Annotated in this window: 3 protein-coding genes; 2 read left to right on the top strand and 1 reads right to left on the bottom strand. The window is 28.2% G+C overall.

The window, feature by feature from the left end:
• The first annotated feature begins 65 nt into the window (after positions 1-65).
• Both ACTHW2_RS11720 and ACTHW2_RS11715 read left to right on the top strand, forming a co-directional pair.
• Positions 66-860 carry a hypothetical protein gene (locus ACTHW2_RS11720; protein ID WP_442264101.1) on the top strand — a complete coding sequence of 265 codons (795 nt, stop codon included), beginning with the start codon at positions 66-68 and terminating at the stop codon, positions 858-860.
• Positions 861-930: 70 nt separating this feature from the next.
• Positions 931-1,362 (top strand): hypothetical protein, encoded by a 432-nt coding sequence (locus ACTHW2_RS11715; RefSeq protein ID WP_442264100.1) that lies wholly within the window; start codon positions 931-933, stop codon positions 1,360-1,362.
• Between the two features lie 172 nt (positions 1,363-1,534).
• Here the strand turns inward: ACTHW2_RS11715 and ACTHW2_RS11710 are convergent, their stop codons facing one another.
• Positions 1,535-2,866: a hypothetical protein gene (locus ACTHW2_RS11710; protein ID WP_442264099.1), complete on the bottom strand. Its 1,332-nt coding sequence runs from the start codon at positions 2,864-2,866 to the stop codon at positions 1,535-1,537.
• Between the last annotated feature and the right edge of the window lie 1,057 nt (positions 2,867-3,923).

Below are 3,923 nucleotides of genomic sequence, written 5' to 3'. Positions count from 1 at the left end.
ACATTATCCCATAGAAATTTAGAGATTAAAATGTGGGCTGTGTTTGACGCTTACCATTTAAGAGTATGAAGAACCATTTTCAGAAGGAAGTTCTTAGATTATCTAATGATAAGATTAAAGCTGAAAAGGCTATGAAACAGTGGACAGATAGAGCTTCTATGCATGTAATTAAAATGATAGATGCTTTAAAAAGTATGGTTTCTAGCATGAACTATATAAATGAAGAAGGGCATGCTTTTCCATTGGTAAAATTAAAAGGTATAGAAAGATTACCAAAAGAAAAAACTGAGATAACTCATTTGTTAGATGAATATTTTATACAATCAGTTTCAGAAGTATTAGAAAAAGATATAGATATCTTTAAAATAGAGGATAAAAAATTAAAAGAAATAATGGGAGATAAAGTCATATTTTCTAAAGCCCTACAAGGTAGATATCCAACACTACTAGTATATAAGATGTCTGAGAAAAATGAGTTTAAATATGCAAGGGCTAGAGATGAGTACTATACAACATGGGAAGCTATAAATAAAGGTGAAGGCGATAGTCCAGAAGGCTCAGGTGGTCAGACACTTTCAGTTAACACATTTGTAATAATGATGATTATGAGTTTTAAAAAGAAACATATTGGAAATGAAAATCCTTCAACTGTTTTGATACTAGATAACCCCTTTGGAGAAGCTTCAGCTAAACATGTATTAGATCCCATATTTGAAATAGCAGATAAACTAAACTTTCAATTAATTTGCTTTGCTGCACCAGAAATAATAAAAGTAGAAATAAGTGAAAGATTTCCAGTTTTTTGGGAACTTAAGATAAAAGATGGTAAAATTGTCTATGGTGGAAGGGTGATATTGTAAATAAGCTTTATCTGTGGTAATGTTAAGTAACATAAACTATCGGCACAAACTATGAGTTTGGAGGGATAAAATGGATAAGGAAACTAGAGAATTTTTAGAGAGCATACAGCTAGGAATAAATGACTTTAAAACAGAAATGAATGAAAGATTTGACAGAGTTGAGGGACGCCTTGATAAGTTAGAAACAGGGCAGGATAAGTTGGAAGTAGGTCAAGATAAGTTGGAAACAGGTCAAGATAAGTTGGAAACAGGTCAAGATAAGCTAGAAAAGGGTCAAATAAATTTGGAAACAGGGCAGGAGAAACTAAAGATAGGACAAGAAAATCTAAGAGTAGGTCAAGAAGAGATAAAAACTATCATAGGAGAGTTAGAACCATTAAATGCTAGTAGACATCTTGAGCTTAAAAATTCTATAGATAAATTAAGAAAAGATCTATCAACAGTTGAAATAGTTACAGCGAGTAACTATGAATATATATCAAAATTAAAAAATGCAAGATAAAACAAATGGTTCTTGCAAAAGCCTAGTTTAGATGATGAAAAATCTAAACTAGGCTTTTATTAAAATATTAATGAAAAAGAGATTGATCTAGAAAGTATATTTATAAGGTTTTATAAAAATGAGCATTTCATAAATATTAATATTTATGAAATGCTCATTTTCTTATTTTTTACTATTGATAATCAATTCCTTGTAGATAGTCATAAAAAGCCTTATTTGTATATTTTTTCTCTACTTCTACTTTTGTAGATCCACCCAATTTTGAGAATTCATTTTCTATGGCATCCTTGTCTTCTTCCAAAACAGCTGATCTTAGTGTATAGTCATCATTTGACAAGCTAATATCATACATTTCAAAGAAACGATCGTCAAGCATTTCATCATTAGAAACTAAAAGAAATGGTTGCCACCAAGATTCAATAATTAATCCTTCGCCTTGATTTTCTTCATTTTTCTTTGCATATTCATCCACAACTTCTTCAAACTTAATAAGATCTTCTGTAGAGGTAAATTCAAAATTTAAATCATATTCCATGGCATTTGCTAAAAGTAAATCACCAACTTCATCTACAAAATACTTAGCGGTAGGTTCATCTGGTTCGCCCCATTCAGGCAGGTATTCATAGATTGAAACTTTTGGTTCAAGCTGCACCTTAGCCACCAAATCCTCACTATTTATAAGGGCTATAAGCTGAAGGGCATGATCAATATTACTGTGCCCATAACTTAAGGATCTTTCAGTAAAGAAATCAGGAACATAAGAATTGAGCTTCAAATTATAACCTGTAATTTTTTCTTCTTTAACAAGCTTTGCTCCAATATCAGTTAAAGTTTCATCATCATATAATATAAATGAATTCCAGCTGTCTTCTAATTTTCGATAAATATCTGGATCATCTGAATAGCCAAGATAATTTCTTCCTAAATTACTATTATTGAGTACTTGTGAAAAAGTTTCAACAGCCAAATCATCAGTGATTTCATCTGAAGATACTAAATCTTTTACAAGATCTGCATTTAGCGTATTAGAATCTATAGTAGAAGCTATATACTTTGATAAATCTGCTTCCATATCTTCATTTATATCATTTTCCTTTAAACTTTCCTTAGCCTTATCATCACTATAAGTTAAAGAAAGTTCTTTAAAGCCACTTGATTCGTTGATTGCTTTAATTAAATTTGGACCATTTAAATCTCCATCAATGAGGCTGGCCTCATCTCCAAAAAACTTTTCTAAAGCAGAATTCATATCTTTTTTTGAAACTTCTTTATCAAAACTTATTTCAAAAAATTCTTTTAAATATTCTTCTGAATTCTCGGTTGAATCAGATGTTTTTTCATCATTTTTTTCATTTGCTTCTTCTTCAGATTCAACAGGATTTGAATCTTCTGGTGGCTTTCCTACGTCTCCGCTGTCATTATTACAACCTGCTAAAATTGCTAAGATAATTAATAAAGTAGTTGCCAAACTAATAAATTTTTTTGTGGATTTTTTCTTATACATGGTTATTGTGTAACCCCCTTATGATGTTAAAATATTTATAAAATTTAGATTTATATTAAAGCAATCAATATATTGGGTAGAAACTATTTTGACTACTTTCTCTAATATAATATATACCCTATTAATTAGAAACTACTAATAAAAAATATTATGTAAGCATACATAAAAAATCTATTATTATAGAAGGAAATACTATTACTTAAATAAACTTTAATAAAGAACAAAAAAATAAAATGGATGTTTTCTAGAAATCTTATTAGAAAACATCCATTATTTAAAATAAAACCTTATTTTGTTAACCGAGTCTAAACGGTTCATTTTACATGATTCTTTAATTATATTAATCTTCTCCTTATTACCCTAAATATCTTAATGTGCTTCAACATTTAGTGTTTTATATTTTAAATCTTACTTCTTTACATCTAACCTAACTTTATACACTTACAAATTTGATTCTTTTTAAATCTATAGTTTAAGATTCTTTACTTCTTAAACTCTTTACTTATTGAAACTGTGTTTCTTGAAAATAGTTTAGGAGTAGACTAACTACTAAGTTACTTGATCTTGAAATGTTTCTTGGATCTTATACTCTTAATACTTAAATCTTTTACGACAATCTTTGAAACCTGCTAAAACAAGCTTATCGTTTCTAAACTTTGGCCATTATTAGCTTAATGCTGTTCTTAAATCTTAATCTTGTTGATTTTAAAAGATTTAGACTCTTGTTAACTCAGGTTTTACTTACAAACCATAAAATTGAAAGCCTATTTATAAATATATGTTTTATGGTTGTATTAGTATTATACCCAATATATATATTCTAAACATATTTTTTGAAAATAATTTAAATAATTTTATTTAAATTAAGATATGATTAGTATAAAAAATTAAAATGGCAACACTTTTTTAGATGAAAATCTAATACTAGACCTATAATAATTGACAAAATAAGGCTCTATATGTATAATATCTATATAAATAGCTAAAGATAAATTTAATACTAAAGATTGTGATGGGAAGAGTAGATTATAATTTGTTTTAAAGAGAGCTGAAAGAT

The sequence above is a fragment of the Tissierella sp. genome, assembly GCF_052089545.1.
Taxonomy (GTDB): Bacteria; Bacillota; Clostridia; order Tissierellales; family Tissierellaceae; genus Tissierella_A.
This window is presented reverse-complemented; position numbering and strand designations above follow the sequence as displayed.

Coding starts and splice junctions, on each gene's coding strand:
- ACTHW2_RS11720 (WP_442264101.1), top strand. CDS start 66: ATGAAGAACCATTTTCAGAAGGAAGTTCTTAGATTATCTAATGATAAG.
- ACTHW2_RS11715 (WP_442264100.1), top strand. CDS start 931: ATGGATAAGGAAACTAGAGAATTTTTAGAGAGCATACAGCTAGGAATA.
- ACTHW2_RS11710 (WP_442264099.1), bottom strand. CDS start 2,866: ATGTATAAGAAAAAATCCACAAAAAAATTTATTAGTTTGGCAACTACT.